Consider the following 1,353-nt stretch of genomic DNA (forward strand, 5'->3'; position numbering starts at 1 on the left):
AGCGTGCGACCCTTGCGTGAAGACGCCCGGGTGCCAGGTTTCTGCACGGCGAAGGGACTCAGGGAACAAAACAGAACGCGGGAGATGAACAGGGCACAGCCCCGGAACGGCACAACACGGTGCCGGTCCGGTCCTCAGCGGCCACGGCCATTCGTGGCCAGTGAACGCGCTGGCGTCAGCCAGCTGCAGGGGTTGACCCGGCCGTTGCCATCAGACCCCAGCCGTCAGGCCCGAAACCCGGAGGGATTCGGCGGAGCTTACCGGCTCTGCCGGTTAGCGCAGTAGGGCTGACGACCCGGCAACGCCGGGGAGCCGGAGGGGGCCATCAGGCTTTTCATGTCGTTGACCTTCAGTGAAATAAAACTGCTGCAGCACTGCAATAGTAAACGGGGAAAGAAGCTCACAGGACAGTATCCCGGAGAGAGAAAGCGCAGGCGAAGGGAGAGAGACGGTGCGTCAGCACCGTCTTTCCCCGGCCCGCAGGGCCGCCCGTCGTTATAACGCGACTGACGTCCAGAGGCAGACCGGACCTGCTGCGCCCGGCTTGAATCATTTCTTAACTCAAACGCTCAGGTTCACTTATTAAGACAAAATATCGGTGTCGCTGATCCAGCAGATATTCTCGCGCTTTTTCGCTTATGTATGGCCGTGCCGCGTCTTCTGTATAGCGATTGTAAGATTCACATTCCGCCAGAGTCATAATGTGTCCTGAGTAAGTTACATAGCCTGCCTTAAGCGGGTTTTTAAGCGCTGCCGCCAGACGTTCCTGTGTGTTCATGATTTGTTCTCCTGGTTCCCTGCGGCATGCCGCAGGGATTGAATAGTCAGGCTTTCAGGCGGGAAAACTGCCAGTGACAAAATGGACTGTATTCGTCAGCCAGAGGCAGGTTTTGCTGCGCATATTTACTCAGGCCTTCATGCTCCGACCAGAACAACTCAAGTGCCGCGACATTCAGATCACCTGCGGCTTTATAAACGTTGGTTGTCTGGTATTCGGTATTTTCTGCGTATTCTTCTTCGCCAATTGGATTAGCTGAATGCACGATCCGGGTTTCATAGGTTTCCGGTGCAGCGCCTGCCTTGGGAGCATACACAGATACAGTGATGAGCAGTTTTTCGTGCGCGTTAATCAGCAGCATCTCGATTCCCGAGCGGTACTTACCCGTATCAAATTCCACTTGATCACGCGTAAATGTTGCCGCGGTCAGATATTCCAGATTCATAGAAAAATCACTCCGCAGTGCTGCAGTATTTACATTGAACTGCGGATAGCCAAAGTAAAAAAGATTGCGACGGAAGGCGCGCCGGATAGCGTCATAGTTGATGCCTTCTGATGGCTTTGCAGTAAAAGAA

The 1,353-nt window shown here is 54.3% G+C and carries 2 protein-coding genes; both read right to left on the reverse strand.

The genetic code is table 11. The annotated features are described in order from the left end of the window. Positions 1-556: 556 nt before the first annotated feature. Positions 557-778, reverse strand: a complete 222-nt coding sequence (locus N5J69_RS22150; RefSeq protein ID WP_111535231.1) for a hypothetical protein — start codon at positions 776-778, stop codon at positions 557-559. Between the two features lie 46 nt (positions 779-824). Beyond that, a partial coding sequence (locus tag N5J69_RS22155) for a hypothetical protein (RefSeq protein WP_279772594.1) occupies positions 825-1,353 on the reverse strand: 529 nt, incomplete at its 5' end.

This window comes from Pantoea sp. GD03673 (genome assembly GCF_029844725.1).
Taxonomy (GTDB): domain Bacteria; phylum Pseudomonadota; class Gammaproteobacteria; order Enterobacterales; family Enterobacteriaceae; genus Pantoea.

Excerpts from the sequence above, each read along its gene's own strand:
- N5J69_RS22150 (WP_111535231.1), bottom strand. The coding sequence starts at position 778 with ATGAACACACAGGAACGTCTGGCGGCAGCGCTTAAAAACCCGCTTAAG.